16 protein-coding genes are annotated in these 15153 nt (G+C 71.3%); 3 read left to right on the top strand and 13 right to left on the bottom strand.

Annotated elements, in window-relative coordinates:
* Nucleotides 1-22: 22 nt before the first annotated feature.
* The 7 genes from AC1U7O_RS11030 to ffh form a co-directional block, all read right to left on the bottom strand.
* Nucleotides 23-406: a YraN family protein gene (locus tag AC1U7O_RS11030; protein ID WP_479894829.1), complete on the bottom strand. Its 384-nt coding sequence runs from the start codon at nucleotides 404-406 to the stop codon at nucleotides 23-25.
* Nucleotides 399-1043 (bottom strand): ribonuclease HII, encoded by a 645-nt coding sequence (locus AC1U7O_RS11025; RefSeq protein WP_479894828.1) that lies wholly within the window; start codon nucleotides 1041-1043, stop codon nucleotides 399-401. Before AC1U7O_RS11025 ends, AC1U7O_RS11030 begins: the two co-directional genes overlap by 8 nt.
* 44 nt (nucleotides 1044-1087) lie before the next feature.
* Entirely contained in the window at nucleotides 1088-1507 is a 420-nt protein-coding gene (gene rplS, locus AC1U7O_RS11020) for a 50S ribosomal protein L19 (RefSeq protein ID WP_479894827.1), read from the bottom strand.
* Between the two features lie 4 nt (nucleotides 1508-1511).
* Entirely contained in the window at nucleotides 1512-2294 is a 783-nt protein-coding gene (trmD, locus tag AC1U7O_RS11015; RefSeq protein WP_479894826.1) for a tRNA (guanosine(37)-N1)-methyltransferase TrmD, read from the bottom strand.
* Between the two features lie 5 nt (nucleotides 2295-2299).
* Entirely contained in the window at nucleotides 2300-2854 is a 555-nt protein-coding gene (gene rimM, locus AC1U7O_RS11010) for a ribosome maturation factor RimM (protein ID WP_479894825.1), read from the bottom strand.
* A 155-nt stretch (nucleotides 2855-3009) separates the two neighbouring features.
* Nucleotides 3010-3282: a 30S ribosomal protein S16 gene (gene rpsP, locus AC1U7O_RS11005; protein ID WP_479894824.1), complete on the bottom strand. Its 273-nt coding sequence runs from the start codon at nucleotides 3280-3282 to the stop codon at nucleotides 3010-3012.
* 17 nt (nucleotides 3283-3299) lie between these two features.
* Entirely contained in the window at nucleotides 3300-4646 is a 1347-nt protein-coding gene (gene ffh, locus AC1U7O_RS11000; protein ID WP_479894823.1) for a signal recognition particle protein, read from the bottom strand.
* 495 nt (nucleotides 4647-5141) lie between these two features.
* Here ffh and AC1U7O_RS10995 point away from each other — a divergent pair, with 495 nt between their 5' ends.
* A complete protein-coding gene (locus AC1U7O_RS10995) occupies nucleotides 5142-5402 on the top strand; it encodes a DUF4321 domain-containing protein (protein WP_479894822.1) in 261 nt (86 codons plus the stop codon).
* Here the strand turns inward: AC1U7O_RS10995 and uvrB are convergent.
* The 4 genes from uvrB to AC1U7O_RS10975 all read right to left on the bottom strand — a co-directional run bounded on the left by uvrB (nucleotide 5399) and on the right by AC1U7O_RS10975 (nucleotide 9133).
* Nucleotides 5399-7423 (bottom strand): excinuclease ABC subunit UvrB, encoded by a 2025-nt coding sequence (gene uvrB, locus AC1U7O_RS10990; protein ID WP_479894821.1) that lies wholly within the window; start codon nucleotides 7421-7423, stop codon nucleotides 5399-5401. The two genes, AC1U7O_RS10995 and uvrB, sit on opposite strands and share 4 nt — an antisense overlap.
* 115 nt (nucleotides 7424-7538) lie before the next feature.
* Nucleotides 7539-8486 carry a hypothetical protein gene (locus AC1U7O_RS10985; RefSeq protein WP_479894820.1) on the bottom strand — a complete coding sequence of 316 codons (948 nt, stop codon included), beginning with the start codon at nucleotides 8484-8486 and terminating at the stop codon, nucleotides 7539-7541.
* A 46-nt stretch (nucleotides 8487-8532) separates the two neighbouring features.
* Entirely contained in the window at nucleotides 8533-8859 is a 327-nt protein-coding gene (locus AC1U7O_RS10980; protein WP_479894819.1) for an ATP-binding protein, read from the bottom strand.
* Between the two features lie 82 nt (nucleotides 8860-8941).
* On the bottom strand, nucleotides 8942-9133 hold the full coding sequence (locus AC1U7O_RS10975; protein ID WP_479894818.1) for a hypothetical protein: 192 nt from the start codon (nucleotides 9131-9133) through the stop codon (nucleotides 8942-8944).
* A gap of 216 nt (nucleotides 9134-9349) precedes the next feature.
* Here AC1U7O_RS10975 and AC1U7O_RS10970 point away from each other — a divergent pair, with 216 nt between their 5' ends.
* Entirely contained in the window at nucleotides 9350-11134 is a 1785-nt protein-coding gene (locus AC1U7O_RS10970; RefSeq protein ID WP_479894817.1) for a transglutaminase-like domain-containing protein, read from the top strand.
* Here AC1U7O_RS10970 and AC1U7O_RS10965 read toward each other — a convergent pair.
* Nucleotides 11131-11379, bottom strand: coding sequence for a hypothetical protein (locus AC1U7O_RS10965; protein WP_479894816.1), 249 nt, complete (start codon nucleotides 11377-11379; stop codon nucleotides 11131-11133). The genes AC1U7O_RS10970 and AC1U7O_RS10965 overlap by 4 nt on opposite strands.
* Before the next feature lie 10 nt (nucleotides 11380-11389).
* Nucleotides 11390-13474: a thioredoxin domain-containing protein gene (locus AC1U7O_RS10960; protein ID WP_479894815.1), complete on the bottom strand. Its 2085-nt coding sequence runs from the start codon at nucleotides 13472-13474 to the stop codon at nucleotides 11390-11392.
* Between the two features lie 66 nt (nucleotides 13475-13540).
* Between AC1U7O_RS10960 and AC1U7O_RS10955 the strand changes: the two genes are divergently transcribed.
* Nucleotides 13541-15082, top strand: coding sequence for a M20/M25/M40 family metallo-hydrolase (locus AC1U7O_RS10955; RefSeq protein WP_479894814.1), 1542 nt, complete (start codon nucleotides 13541-13543; stop codon nucleotides 15080-15082).
* The last annotated feature ends 71 nt before the right edge of the window (nucleotides 15083-15153 follow it).

Here is a 15153-nt window from a genome sequence, read left to right as displayed (position 1 = left end):
AGCGAACTTCCGGCTCCGCCCCCTACCATCCCCGGCCGCCGTCGGCCACCTCGAACGCGTTCTCGATGTGCTCCAGCCGGTCCGGCCGGGCCTCGGCGCCCTGGCAGAGCACGACGTCGAACCGGCAGGGCCGCCCCGCGAGCCCGCGTCCCGCGAGGAACTGCGTCGCCAGGCGCACCAGCCGGTCCCGCTTCCGGCCGTCCACCGCCGACCGCGCGCCGCCGAACGCCTCGCTCCGCCTGGCCTTCACCTCGACGAACACGACGACGCCCGCCGTCTCGGCGACCAGGTCGAGCTCCCCGCCGGGCAGCCGCACGTTGCGGCCGAGAATCCGGTAGCCCTTCCCGCGCAGCAGCCGCTCCGCCGCCTCCTCCGCCGCCGGCCCGAGCGGGAGGGGCTCAGGCATCGCCGCCCCCGCTGGCCGGGACCGGCGCGCCGCCGCGGAGAGCCCGGACGGGCCCGAAGCTCAACCGATGCAGCTCGCAGGGACCGTGGGCGGCCAACAACCGGAGATGCTCCGGGGTGGGATAGCCCTTGTGGACGAGGAAATTGTAGAGGGGAAAGCGCCGGTGCTCCTCCGCCATGATGCGGTCCCGCGTGACCTTGGCCACGATCGAGGCCGCGGCGATGGAGAGGGAGAGCCCGTCGCCCTTGACGATGGCCCGCTGGGGAAGGGCAAGGCCGGGGAGGACGAGGGCGTCGAGGAGCAGGAAGTCCGGCGGAGGAGCCAGCGCCGCGATCGCCCGCCTCATGGCCAGCCGGGTCGCCTCCAGGATGTTCACCGCGTCGATTTCGCGCGCGCTCGCCCGCCCGATGCCGACGCCCACGGCGCGCCGCAGGATCGCCTCGCACAGCCGCTCGCGCTCGGCCTCCGGCACCAGCTTGGAATCGTCCAGCCCCGGGAGCCGGAACCGGCGGGGGAGGATCACGGCCGCCGCGACGATGGGGCCGGCCAGCGGCCCGCGCCCGGCCTCGTCCAGGCCGGCCACGCGCCGGTAGCCGCAGCTTCGCGCTTCCCCCTCGAAGAGGTCCGTGGGCTCCACCGCTCCCCGATGCGCCGGCCGGCGGGCCGGACCCGGCCGCCGGGTCAGGCCTTCGCCGCCCCGACCTCGTCCGGGACCTCGGCCGCCTTGACGGGCGCGGCCGCCTGCTTGGCCTCGGGCGTGTACTCCCGCTCGCTGACCCGCGCCGTCTTGCCCTTCTTGTGGCGCAGGTAGTAGAGCTTCGCGCGCCGCACCTTGCCGTGCCGCACGACTTCCACCCGCGTCACCGTCGGCGAGTGAACGGGGAAAATCCGCTCCACGCCGACGCCGTAGGAAATCTTCCTGACCGTGAACGTCTCGCTGTTGCGGCCGCCCTTGCGGGCGATGACCGTGCCCTCGAAGATCTGGATCCGCTCCTTCTCGCCCTCGACCACCTTCACGTGCACCCGCACCGTGTCCCCGATCTCGAAGGCCGGCATCGTCTTCTTGACCAACGATCGTTGGATGCGCTCCAACCGATTCATGTGATTACCCCTCCTCCCCGCAATGCACCGCCGTGCCGTCCGCGCGCTCGCGGACGATCTCATCCAACAACCGCCGCTCCTCGTCGCTCAACGGCCGTCCCTGCAGCAGGTCCGGCCGCTTCAGGTACGTGCTCCGCAAGGCCTCTTTTCGCCGCCACCGCCGGATGGCCTCATGGTTGCCCGAGAGCAGCACCTCCGGCACCTCCAGCCCCCGGAACTCCGGCGGGCGGGTGTACTGGGGAAAATCCAGGAGCGACTCGGCGAACGACTCGAAGCGCGCCGACTCCGGATCGCCCAGCACGCCGGGAACCAGCCGCACCGCCGCGTCGATCATCACGAGCGCGGCCAGCTCCCCCCCCGTCAGCACGTAGTCGCCGATCGAGATCTCCTCCGGATGCAGGCCGAGCCGCACCCGCTCGTCGATGCCCTCGTAGTGCCCGCAGAGGAATACGAGCCGCCGGGGCTCCCGCGCCATCCCCTCGGCCATCGCCTGCGTGAACGGCCGCCCCTGGGGCGACGGCAGGATCAGTCGCAGACCGGTCGTCCCGCCCGGCTCCTCCGCCGCGAGGACGTCCACGGCGCGGAACAGCGGTTCGGGCTTCATCACCATCCCCGCCCCGCCGCCGTAGGGCGCGTCGTCGGCGACCTGGTGGCGGTCCGTCGTATAGTCCCGGAGGTTCCGCACGCCGACCTCGACCAGCCCCTTCTCCCGGGCGCGCTTCAACATGCTCTGGGCCAGGACCGGCCGGACCATGTCCGGGAACAGCGTGAGGATCTCGCAACGCATCGCGGTCAGGCCCCCACAGCCCTGGAGGGCGCCTCCTCCGACACCAGCGCGGCCCGGCGGACGACCATGGTCCCCTGTTCCAGGTCCACGGACGCCACGGCCTGCTTGGTCGCCGGGAGCAGGACCTCCCGGCCGTCCCCCCGGATCACGAACACGTGGTGCGCGCCGGTCTCCCAGATGTCCGTCAACGTGCCCAACTCCTCGCCGGCCTCGTCCGACACCGCCAGGCCGACGAGTTGAAACTCGTAGTACGCCCCCTCGGGCAGGGGAGGCGCCTGGTCCCGCGGAATCTTGAGCAGCGCACCGCGCCAGGCCGCCGCCTGCTCCGGCGTCGTCAGGGCTTCGAGGCCCAGAACATAGCCGGCGGCGACGCCCCGGTCCTCCCGCACCCGGGTCACGGCCGTGACGAGCACCCGGCCCGACGGAGCCTCGACCGTGACACGCCGCAGCCGCTCGAAGCGCCCCGGCACGTCGCTGAGCGACCGGACCCGGACCTCGCCCCGCACCCCGAAGGGCTTGACGATCTGCCCGACCGCGATCAGGTCAACGTCGTCGTTCATGGAAGGAACCGGGCCGCAGGCCTCCTCCGCGCCGGCGCAGGGTTGACCCCGGCCATGTTCTCGCCGGGATGACGGATACCGACCCCGGATACAGGAGCGTCTGGAGCCGGCCCCGCACTGCCCCATCCGGGGCGACGGCTCCGCCGACGGCGCCCTTACGAGGCCTTCTTCGCCGCCTGGTGCTGCGCCAGGACGCCGGTCCGCTTCAGCAGGGTCCGGACCGTCACCGTCGGCTGCGCGCCTTTTTTCAACCAGTCGAGCACCCGCTCCGTCTTGAACGCGGTCCCGCCCTCGCTCTTGAGCGGATCGTAGGTCCCGAGGACCTCCAGGTACCGCCCATCGCGCGGCTTCCGCGAATCGGCCGCCACCACCCGATAAAAGGGCCGCTTGTGCCGGCCCGCCCTCGCCAACCGCAAATGCACCGCCACGTGGAGTCCTCCTTAGCTCAGAACGACCGCAACAACTGGGCGAGCTGTCGCTTCGCGCCCCCGCCCGACAACGCCTTCATCATCTTCCGGGCCGCCAGGAACTGCTTGAGCAGCCGGTTCACGTCCTGCACCTCCGTCCCGCTGCCCCGCGCGATCCGCTTCTTGCGGCTCCCGTTGATGATCGCGTGGTCCCGCCGCTCTTTCGGCGTCATCGAGTCGATGATCGCCGCGACCCGCTTGATCTCCTTCTCGGGCACCTGCCCGTCGAGCATGCCCTTGAGCTTCTGGCCGCCCGGCAGCATGCCGAGGATCTGCTCCAGCGAGCCGACCCGCCCCATCTGTCCCAATTGCTCACGGAAATCCTCCAACGTCAGGCTCCGCGAGGTCAGCCGCTTTTGCAGGGCCTCGGTCTCCTCCCGCGAATAGGCCTCGTGCGCCTTCTCGATGAGCGAGAGCACGTCGCCCATCCCCAGGATGCGCGAGGCCATCCGGTCGGGATGGAAGGGCTCCAGCGCGTCCAGCTTCTCGCCCACGCCGAGGAACTTGACCGGCTTGCCGGTGGCGGCGCGGATGGAGAGCACCGCCCCCCCGCGCGCGTCGCCCTCGACCTTGGTGAGGATCACGCCGGTGAGCCCCACGCGCTGATCGAACCGCTCCGCCATGGCCACCGCATCCTGGCCGGTCATCGCGTCGGCGACCAGCAGGACTTCGTGCGGCCTGACGGCGCGCTTGACCTCCGCCAATTCCTCCATCAGCTCGTCGTCGACGTGCAGACGGCCGCCCGTGTCCAGGATGGCCAGGTCGTAGCCCTGATCGGTCGCCCGCGCCACCCCCTCCGCGCAGACGTTCACGACGTCCCCACGGGCCGTCCCCGACGCAGCCGGTCGGTGCACGGGCACGTCCAGCGCCCGGCCCAGGCTGGCGAGCTGCTCGCCGGCCGCCGGCCGGCGCGGGTCCGCCGCCACGAGCAGGACGCGCCGGCCCTGCTGCTTGAACAGGCGCGCGAGCTTCCCGCAGGTCGTGGTCTTCCCCGCCCCCTGCAGGCCGACCATCATCACGACCGTGGGCGGCGTCGAGGCCAGGGCGAAGCCGGCCTGCTCTCGCCCCATCAGCTCGCACAGCTCGTCCCAGACGACCTTGACGACCTGGTGGCCCGGCGTCAGGCTCTGGAGCACCTCCCGCCCCACCGCCTTCTGCCGCACCCGCTCGACGAAGTCCCGGACGATCTTGAAATTGACGTCGGCTTCCAGGAGGGCGAGGCGGACCTCCTTGAGCGCCTCGGCGATGTTCTGCTCCGTGAGCACGCCGTGGCCGCGGAGCCGCTTGAGGATTCGCTCGAACTTTTCGTTCAGGGCATCGAACATCAGAGTGCTCGTGTCGGCGATCCTTCCCGACCCCCCGCCCGTCCCCCCACCCGCGACAACGGCCGCGGCCTTCCGCCCAAGCGCGCTCCGCCTGCAACGGAACCGGTATCTCTCGCCGCCGACCGTGAGGAAAGAGTGCGGGGGTCCGCCGGGTATCTCCGGCCCCCCCCCAGAGCCTGTGCGACGCTCGTGGGTGTTAGGCGCGCCCACCACGTCACCGGCCCGGCGGGCATCGACAGTCAGGATGATCGCCGGACTCTCGATCCGGCCGGAAGCCTCAAGGACCAGGAAAAATCAGGAAAAAGCCATCGCGCAGTCTACAGAACGGCCGGAGACAAAGTCAATGGCCGAACGGGCGTCGCCGGCCCGACCGCCGGCAGCGCCCCGCCCCTCCCGGAGAATCCGGCGGCCGCGCCTTGACTTCCCGCTCCCACTCCGCTATCGTACACCGCAATTTACCCTAAGCAGGGAGCGGCTCTCGGGGCGGCGGGGACCATGCGCAAGTCGCCAGTCATGTTCATCCTGTTCATCCTGCTGGGAGGGCTGCTCGGCGGCCTCCTGGGGGAAATTCTGAGGACCATGGCCCCGGGCGGGACCATTCAGGCCATCTTCTCCGAGGCCGTGACGCCGGGCCTCAACCCGCCGGTCACGGTGGACCTGATCCTCCTCAAGGTGACCTTTGGCTTCACCGTTAAGATGAACCTGCTCACCTTCCTCGGCATCTCCCTCGGCATCTATCTCTACAAGCAGGCCTAGCCCACGCACCGACCCTCGCGCGGCACCTCCAGGAGCTTCGCCTTGAGCGCGCGGATGCGGTCCCGCAGCGCCGCGGCCCGCTCGAACTCCAGGTCCTTCGCCGCCGCCTTCATCTCCGCCTCCAGCTCCTTGATGCTCCGCTCCATCGCCTGCTCGTCGCCGCCGGACACCCCGGGGTCGGCCGCCAGGTCGAGCTGCACGTAGTCCATCTCCGCCACCCGGTATTCCAAGTCCGGGATCCCCTTCCGGATGCCCTCGGGCGTGATGCCGTGCGTCGCGTTGTACTCGGCCTGGATCGCGCGGCGGCGGCGCGTTTCCTCGATCGCCAGCCGCATGGACTCGGTCACCGCGTCGCCGTAGAAGATCACCCGCCCCTCGACGTGCCGCGCCGCGCGGCCCGCCGTCTGGATCAGGGAACGGTGCGAGCGCAGGTAGCCCTCCTTGTCCGCGTCGAGGATCGCCACGAGGCTCACCTCCGGGATGTCCAGCCCCTCCCGGAGCAGGTTGATCCCCACCAAGACGTCGAAGACGCCGCGCCGCAGGTCCCGGACGATCTCCGCCCGCTCCAGTGTCTTGATGTCCGAATGGAGGTAGCGGACGCGCACGCCCAGCTCGTGGAAATACTCGGTCAGGTCCTCCGCCATGCGCTTGGTGAGCGTCGTGACGAGCACCCGGTTCCCTCGCCCCGCCTCCTTGCGGACCTCGCCGAGCAGGTCGTCCACCTGTCCGCGCGCCGGTCGCACTTCGATCTCCGGGTCCATGAGCCCGGTCGGCCGGATGATCTGCTCGACGACGTGCCCGGCCGCATGCTCCAGCTCGTAGGGACCGGGCGTGGCGGAGACATACACCGCCTGACGGACCATCCGCTCGAACTCTCGGAACGTGAGCGGCCGGTTGTCGAAGGCGGAGGGCAGACGGAACCCGTACTCCACCAGGCTCCGCTTGCGCGAGCGGTCGCCCTCGTACATCCCCTGCACCTGCGGGATCGTCGCATGAGACTCGTCCACGATCAGCAGGAAATCCTCGGGGAAATAGTCCAGCAGCGTCGGCGGCGGCTCCCCGGGCGCTCGGCCGCTCAGGTGCCGCGAGTAGTTCTCGATCCCGTGGCAGTAGCCCATCGCCCGGATCATCTCCAGGTCGAAGCGCGTCCGCTGCTCGATGCGCTGCGCCTCGACGAGCTTGCCCTCCCGCGTGAACCAGGCGATACGCTCCTCCAGTTCCGCCTCGATCCCGTTCAGGGCCCGCTCGTAGCGGTCCGGGGCGATGAGGTAGTGCGTGTTCGGGTAGATCGGCACCTTGGGCAACCGGTGCAGCGCCTCGCCCGTGAGCGGGTCGATCTCGTGGATCGCGTCCACCTGGTCGCCGAACAGCTCGATCCGGACCGAGTTGGCCTCCGAGGACGCGGGAAAGATCTCGATCACGTCGCCCCGCGCCCGGAACGTACCGCGGTGAAAGTCCGTGTCGTTGCGCGCGTACTGGATATCCACGAGCTTGGCCAGGATCTGCTCCCGCCGGATCTCCATGCCCTCCTCCAGGTAGAGCAGCATGTCGTGGTAGACCTCCGGCGAGCCCAGGCCGTAGATGCAGGACACGGAGGCGACGATCACGATGTCGTTCCGCTCGAAGAGCGATCGCGTCGCCGAGTGGCGCATCTGGTCGATCGCGTCGTTGATCGAGGCGTCCTTGGCGATGTAGGTGTCGGTCTGCGGCAGGTAGGCCTCCGGCTGGTAGTAGTCGTAGTAGCTGACGAAGTACTCGACGGCGTTGTGGGGGAAGAAGGCCCGGAACTCCTGGTAGAGCTGCCCGGCGAGCGTCTTGTTGTGGACCAGGACGAGCGTCGGCTTCTGCGCCCGCTCGATCAGGTTGGCCATCGTGAAGGTCTTGCCCGAGCCCGTGACGCCCAGCAGGACCTGGTGCTTCCTGCCGTCCCGGACCCCGGCCGCAAGCCGCTCGATGGCCCCGCCCTGGTCCCCGCAGGGTTTGAACGGCGCGACGAGCTTGAAGGGACTGGACGCGGGCATGGCGGACTCCGGCGGTGATCTTAGCACAGGGAACCTCGGTCGAGACGCACCGCTCCGGAGCCGCCTCTCCCCCAAGGGATTAACGGCGGAGCCGGCTGGCCCCAAGGGCGCCGGGCTAGCGCGCCCGCTTCCCGCCGCCGCGACCGCCGCCGATCGCCTCGCCCCACCGGGACAGGAACGTCGTGACGAAGGCGTGTTCCTTGGCCGGCTCGACGGCGAGCGGCGCAAGCGCGAGCGCCACGGCCAGGCAGATGCGGTACCCGACCGACCGGGAGGCAAGGGCCCGCCGATACGCCGGATGCGCCTGATTGATCCAGACGGTGGACTCGACCAGACGCCCGAGCTCCGCATCGCCGGGGCGTTCCTCGAACTTGAGACTGAGCCCGTACCGCGCCGGCCTGGCGCCGCGCCCGCGGTCCGGCAGCGCCGCGCCGCCCGATGGAGGCTCCTCCGGAATCGGGCCCCGAGGCTCGCCGGGCGTCGGCGCGACCGGTTGGGCCTCACCCGGAGCAGGTGGCTCCGCCGGCTCGCCTCCCGGTCCCGTGCCGGTCGGCTTCAGTACCGGCACCGCGGCATGGTCGGCCGCCGGCCCGTCGCTCCGGCCGATCGGCAGCCGCCGCTGCCCGCCGGGACGACGCTCGACCAGGGCGGCACGGAGGGGGCAATCCCGCGAGAGGTCTTCGAGCACCCGTCCCAAGTCCCGTTCGAGGGGCCGCGCCAGGCGCTGACGCGCTTCCTCGCCGGCCTCCCGCACATCACCCCAGGCCTGGAGTTGGCGCGCGACCGCCTCCTGGATCGCCTTACGGTAGGCCAGGTACGCCGCACCGCGGGGCCCCGTGCGGATGAAATCGCCCTTGTTCAGCGTCAGGCAGGCGGCGAGGGCGGGCGCCTCGATGAGGCCCCCGATCCGGTCCGGCGCGCTGGGCGTGAGCCCGAGCCAGTCCCACCCCCGCTTGATGACCTTGCCGAAGGTGCTGATGGCGAGGCCGCGCCGCTCTTCGGGGAGCGGCAGATCGTCCCGAAGCAGGTAGCCGACCGCCGACGGCTTGCGCTTACGCGCCATACGGGTCTCCAGCGGCGCCCGTTCCGACCCGCCGTCGCCCCGACGCTCACAGGATACCCCGTTGACCACGAAGCGGACACCGCCCGGGTAGTGGTCGCTTAACTGGGCATCGAAGGCCGGGGCGAGCAGCGGCAGGAAGTGCTTGCGCGGCGATGTCGTGGTAACGCGCCAATTCCCGCCGCTGCATCCCCGAGCCGTTGTCGAGCACCAGGAGCGTGGCCTGGGCGGGGTCCGCCGTGAGGGCCACGCAATCGGCGCCGGAGTCGAGTGAGTTCGCGACGATTTCGGTGAGAATGGTCTCTTCGAGGGACCCTGGATAGGCGTCGCGCAGGTCCTCGAGGAGGTGCAGCAGGTCAACCCGCGTCTCGCCCAACGGACAGCCCCCCGGTTCCGGCCGACTGTAGTACGGCGGGCGGGCGCAAGGCAAGCGTCACGGTCACGCGGTTCGCCGAGGATCAGCCATGTCCCGGCGGCCGCCAGGACTCGGCCGGGATCGTCGGGGCCTGGTCGGGCCGCTGCTGAATGGCTTGCTCCCACGAGAGGCCGGTCTGGACGCTGAGGCCGGCTATGGCCTGGATGAGCTGCGGCACCTGCCGGTCGGGCAGCGCGCTCCCGTCGCCGGCGCCGCCCTGCATGGTCGTCGGCATGGGTCGTCCTCCCGTCAGCCCAGGTCTATTCCCTAGGGGCGCAGTAGAGACCGGGCGGCCCCCCGCCGATCCCCTCGCTTGCGACCGGGCAAGCACGGGAGACCGCCGCCCGCCCGGGCGCCACGGAGAGCAGCCCGCCGCGCTGGACAACGGCCACGCCCTTCTCTATGATCGGCGCCGACCTCACGCCGCCCCCACCCTCGGAGCCGGACCTCCATGACGCAGCGGATCGGTTTCCTCCGCCGCTGGCTCCCCCTCATGGGGGTGGTCTGGGCGCTCGGCTCCTCCGCAGTTCCCGCCCGCACCCTCATCCTGACCGGCGAGCTGACCTCGGCCTTTCACGTCTCAGACCAGGCCGTGCTCGACCTGCCGGCCGGCATCGAGGAGCTGACCTACCACCTCGTCCCGCCGCCATCGGTCAGCACCAAGACTTCCAAGCAGGCGGTGGACCATTACCGCCAACGAGCGACTCCCGCGCCGACCACGGTCGAGGAGAGGACCGACCCCTACGGGAACCGCATCCTCGCCCTCGTCTGGAAGAACCCCGCCCCGGGGGAAATCCGGATCGCCAGCGAGTACGACGTGCAGGCCTCGGTGGCCTTCGCCCCCGTGGCAACGGCCGCGCCCTACCCGCTGCCGACCTCGGCCATCCCGGCCGACGTGGCGCCCTATCTGAAGCCGAGCGCGCTGGTCCAGTCGGACGACCCGGAGATCCGCGAGCTGGCCGCCGGGCTGGTGAAGGGGGCCGCGACGGAGGGCGAGGCGGTGACGCGCCTCCTGCGTTGGCTCGTCGACCACCTCCACTACACGCTCGAGCCGACCGCCTACGACGCGCTCACGACCAAGCGGGAGGGCAAGGGCAACTGCCAGAACTACACGCACCTGGCCGTCGCGCTGCTGCGGGCTTCCGGCATCCCGGCCCGGATGGTCCGCGGCCGCACGCTGGAAAAACCCTGGGAGGTGGACGAGGACAACGGCCGGCGGCGCTGGACCGCCCGCTGGGCGGCGGGGCGCCATGCCTGGCTGGAGATCTTCTACCCGGATCAGGGCTGGCTGATGTTCGACGCCCAGGCCTATCACCTCTTCGTGTCCACGCGGTTCATCCGCGTCGAGGTGGGGCCGGACAACCAGGCCGCCCATACGGACGGGCTGATCACCTGGCGGACGCGGGGGGCGGCGCGGCCGAGGCTCGCCGACGTGAGGCTGGAGGCGGACTTCTCACGCGACCAGGACGTGGTCACGGCCCAGAAGGTCGAGGCCCAGCCCCAGAAGCTGATCTACGCGGCGAGCCTGGCGGTCCCCCAGGCTCAGCCTGCCCCGCCCGCCGCGCCGCGTCCGCCCGACGCCCCATCCCCGCCCCCTGCCGCGGTTCCGCCGGCGCCGCACCCGCCCGACGCGCCACCGGCCGCGCTCACGCCGGAGCAGTTCGACTTCCCGGTCGTCTTCGGCAACCTCGATTTTCCGCGGGAGATCCGGCTGTTCGAGCCGGTGAAGGCGGAGGGGAGCGGCCAATACTCCATCGAGCAGGGCTACATGGTCGAGACGGCGGAGTACGTCACCGGCGATCGGCTCTACGCCCAGGCCTTGGAGCCGGAACGGCCGGTGCTGGTCAAGGACTTTTCGCTGGCCCTGCACCGCTTCGGCGGGGAGAGCGGGGCGCTCTGGGTCGAGCTGTACGCGGATGGCGGCGACGGACCCGGCCGCCTGCTGGCGAAGAGCCGGCCCGTCCCGGCCGCGGCGATCCGCACGCCGCCCAACCGGTACGAGTGGGTGGCCTTCTCCTTCGAGCAGACTCCCACGATCATGCCGGCCGGACGGCACTGGATCGTGCTCAAGCACGAGGGCGACGCGATCGTGAACTGGTTCTACCTGTACGGGAAGGTCGTGAGCCCGGAGGACGGGACGCGCGCGCGGCCGCGCGCGGCGACGGGGCCGGTGTGGAACCAGGTCCTCAACATCGAGTTCAACTTCCGGCTGCGGGGGCTCGTGCACCCCCGTTAGCGTCCATCCGGCGTCCGGGGGGTCTTCACCTCCAGAATCTCCTGCACCCGCCGATCCCGCTCGGAGCGGATCCGCTTCATCCGCCGCCAGCGGTCCCAGGTCCACCACGTCAGTTTCTGGCCGAAGGTCACGACCGGCGGCGCCACGCTGCCGGTCGGCCCCTGCTGAAACTCGTAGCCCTGCGCCCGGTCCTTCTCCTGGACGAACTTGGAGTAGACGTGGTCGTAGGGTCCGCCGTCGTTCATACCCTGTGCCTCACAACAGCCGCTCCAGCGCGATCCAGTCGGTGGCCGGCTTAGAGCAGGTGAACCGGTGACAGACATAGGCGGTCGGCTTGCCGTCCACCGGCTTCTTACCCTCCAGGGCCGGCGGCAGGAACCGGGCGCCGCCGCCGAGCCCCGGGTCCACGAGCTGGATCGTCCGGTTCGGCAGGTACCGCCGCCCGAGCATCGCCAGCATCTCCTGGAGCGCCCGGTCCCCGCGGGGTCCCATCAGCACCACCGTCTTCGGCCCTTGAAGCCAGAAGTCCGCCGCGCAGAGCAGCGCCGACGAGCCGTGGGCGTTGCGGTCCATCTGCGCCCGGAACAGGCGGAGCGTCCGCTCGGCCCGCTCTTCGTAGCGCGGCTCGCCGGTATGGGCCGACAGACGCAGCAGGACCATCGCCGCCGCCCCGTTTGCCGAGGGGATGGCGCCGTCCAACCCCGGCTTCATGCGCGGGAGCGGCATGTGCCGGTCCTCCGCGGTGTAGAAAAACCCTCCCGCCTCCCGATCCCAGAACCGCTCGACCATCAGGTCCGCCAGCGCGACGGCGCGATCGAGATAGACCGGCTTCCCCGTCGCCTCGAAGGCGTCCAGCAGCGCCGCGGCGAGGAAGGCATGGTCGTCCGCGTAGCCGGACAGCCGCCCGCAGCGGCTCGTGACCGTCCGGTGGACGAGACCGCCCGTCCAGGCATGGTCGAGGAGGAAGAGCAGGGCCCGCTCCGCCCGCGCCAGCCAGTCCGGCCGGCCGAAGGCGCGGGAGGCGTCCAGGAACGCCGACACCGCGAGCGCATTCCAGCCGGTCAGGATCAGATTGTCAAGCCCCGGCTTGACGCGGCGCTCACGCACCTCGAGCAGCTTCTTCCGGGCCGGGGCGAGCAGTCGCTCGATCTCCTGCAGCTCCTCCGGCCCGGTGGCCCCACCGCCGAGCCGGTTGAGGATGGACCGTCCTTCGAAGTTGCCGTCCTCGGTCACGTCGTACACGCGGCAGAACAGCTCGCCGAGCTCGGCGCCGAGGACGGCCGTGACCTCCCCCGGCGTCCAGAGGAAGTAGGCTCCCTCGCGTCCCTCGCTGTCCGCGTCCCGCGCCGCGGACCAGCCCCCGTCGGGGTCCGACAGCTCGCGCTCCAGGTAGCCGATCGTCTCCTCGACCACCTGCCGGAAACGCGCCTCGCCGGTGAGCCGCCAGCCGTCGAGGTACAGCCGGATGAGCTGGGCGTTGTCGGAGAGCATCTTCTCGAAGTGGGGCACCAGCCAGCGACCGTCCACCACGTAGCGATGAAACCCGCCGCCCAGATGGTCGTAGATGCCGCCGGCGGCCATCCGCCTGAGCGTGTGGAGCACCCGCTCGCGCGATTCTCCGTCCCCCGTCCGGTGGGCGTGGCGCAGCAGGAGGTCCAGGGGCGACGTCGTCGGAAACTTGGGGCCGTCCCCGAACCCGCCGTGGACCGGCTCATACAGGAGATGGAGCTCCCGGACGGCCTCATCGAGCACCCCCGCGGTGACGGACTCGTCGGAGGGAACGGGCGACGCGACCCGGCGCAGCCCGGCCTTCACGCGCTCGACGTTGCTCCGGACGTCGCCGCGTCGGCTCCGGTAGGACTCCGCCACGCCGAGGAGCACCTGCGGGAAGGCCGGCAGGTTGTACCGCGGCGTCGGCGGGAAGTAGGTGCCGCCGTAGAAGGGCTCCAAGTCGGGCGTCAGGAACACGGTCAGCGGCCAGCCGCCCCCGCGCCCCGTGAAGACCTGCACGGCCTTCTGATAGACATCGTCCAGGTCCGGACGCTCCTCGCGGTCCACCTTGATGTTGACGAAATGCTCGTTCATCAGCCGGGCGATGTCGGGGTTCTCGAACGACTCGTGGGCCATGACATGGCACCAGTGGCAGGCCGAGTACCCGATGGACAGGAGCACGGGACGGTCCTCCCGTTTGGCGAGGGCCAGCGCCTCCTCGCCCCAGGGATACCAGTCCACCGGATTGCCGGCATGCTGGCGAAGGTAGGGGCTCGGCTCATGGATGAGCCGATTGCCCTCGCCCCTGCCTGTGCCGGTCCCGCTCATGTCCCGCTCCACGACCCGCACGATGGCGCATCCTACCCCGTCCCCCTGGGCTCCGCAACGGCGCGACTGTGCTATAGTCGCCGCCGCATGATGCGGTCACGCCTCCGGCACCACCGGCCCCTCGCCCTCGCGGGGCTCGCCTGGCTCCTCGCCGCCGCCGTCACGGCGCCGGCGGCCGAGTCCCCCTCCGCCGACGAGGCCCTGGCCCGTGCGCTGGCGCTGGTGTCCGGGTCACGCATGGCCGCGGACGTCGCACGCCTGAGCGGGTCCGCCTTCAACGGACGGCAGACGGGCACGGCCGACGACCGGCGCTCCGCGCAATTGGTGGCCGCGGAATGGGCGGCCGCTGGGCTCCTGCCCGCCGGCGTCGAGCCGATCCCCGGCGAGGCGGCTCCTTCGCCGGTCGCGGCGGCCGTCGGCCCCTGGGCGCTGACCGAGCCGGTCCTCGTGACACAGATTCAGCCGGACTGTCGTCTGGAGCTGACGCTCGGCCTGGAGGTCGTCACCGCCAGGCCCGGCACGGACTTCCTGCCCGTCCTCGACTCGCCCTCCGTCGGCGCCGCCGCCCCGGTGGTCTTCGTCGGCTACGGCATCAGCGATCCCGCCCACGACCTCGACGAGTACGAGGGCGTGGACGTGCGCAACCGCGTCGTCCTGTTCCTGCGCGGCAAGCCGGAGGGCTACGCCGGGACGAGCTCCCAGGCGGACAAGGAGCGGACGGCCCGCGCACGGGGCGCGGTCGCCTACCTGACGGCGGTCGGTCCCCTCCTCTCCCCCTACGAGGCAAGGCGCGGCGTCACGGGCGAGCCGGTCGCCGCCTACAATCTCCCCGAGGGCGAGCGGCCCCTGCCCGGCGCCTGGATCAGCACGGACCTCGCCGTGCGACTGCTCGCCGCCCAGGGTCTCTCGCTGCGCGAGATCCAAGAAGCGCTGGCCCAGAGGCGCCGGCCGCGGTCGGTGGCGCTCGCTGCCCAGGCCCGCCTTCGGTGGACGTCCGTCCAGGAGCCGGGCCAGATGGTCAACGTCCTCGGGCTCCTGCCGGGCCGCGACCCCTCGGCGCGGGGGGAGACGGTCGCGCTCGGCGCGCACCGCGACCATTTCGGGCGGCAGGCCGGCCTCCTCTTCCCCGGCGCCGACGACAACGCCTCGGGCACGGCCGTCCTGCTGGAAGTGGCGCGGGCGCTCAGGGAGGCGGGCGTCGCGCCCCGGCGCTCGCTCCTCTTCCTGTCCTTCAGCGGCGAGGAGCAGGGGCTGCTCGGCTCGCGCGCCTACGTCCGCAGGCCGACGCGCGCGCTCGCGGGCACGAGGGCCATGGTCAACGTGGACCATGCCGGCGTCGGCAACGGGCGCCTGACCGTCGGGCTCACGCAGATCACGAAGGATCTGGCATTCGGCGCGGGCCAGACGGCCGGCCTGGGCGACCGGCTGGATCTCTTCGGCTACTTCCCGGGGGGCGACCACGTGCCCTTCGCGGAGGCCACGGTGCCGACGGCGACGGTCGTGTCGAGCGGCGTCCATCCCCATTTCCACCGGCCGACGGATCGGGTCGAAACCGTCAAGCCGGAGTTGCTGGAGGCCGCGGCCCGATACGTCCTGGCCCTGCTCTGGACCTTGGCCGAGGCGCCGTGACGGCCCGGCTCACTTGACCGTCACGACCTCGACGGTCCCGCCCCGCCGCGTCACGTTGATCCCCCCATCCT

Source organism: Candidatus Nitrospira neuquenensis (assembly GCF_979578155.1).
This window is presented reverse-complemented; position numbering and strand designations above follow the sequence as displayed.